This window comes from Burkholderia sp. SIMBA_051 (genome assembly GCF_046534915.1).
Taxonomy (GTDB): domain Bacteria; phylum Pseudomonadota; class Gammaproteobacteria; order Burkholderiales; family Burkholderiaceae; genus Burkholderia; species Burkholderia ambifaria.
In genome coordinates this window covers 1-276 of record NZ_JAWRXS010000226.1, presented here as the reverse complement: position 1 = coordinate 276, position 276 = coordinate 1, and the positions used below count along the sequence as shown (strand labels likewise).

The 276-nt window shown below is 65.2% G+C and carries 1 pseudogene; it reads left to right on the top strand.

Annotated elements, in window-relative coordinates:
* Positions 1–276: pseudogene (locus SB771_RS34290) on the top strand ((2Fe-2S)-binding protein); the annotation flags it as partial.

Here is a 276-nt window from a genome sequence, read left to right as displayed (position 1 = left end):
CCGAAGGGCGAGGAGGCGGAAGCCGAGAAGTACGCATGCTCGATCCGTCAGGGCGCGTACAAGGCCGTCGAGCGCAACGGCCTCGTGTTCGCCTACATGGGTCCGCCCGAAGAAGAGCCGCCGTTTCCCGAATGGGAAGGCAACTTCACCGTGCTGCCGACTGACGAACTCGTCCCCTACAGCAACTTCCAGCACTGCAACTGGCTGCAGGTCCAGGACAACGCCGCCGACAACTACCACACGGCCGCGCTGCACGCGGGCAGGAACGTCGTGGGC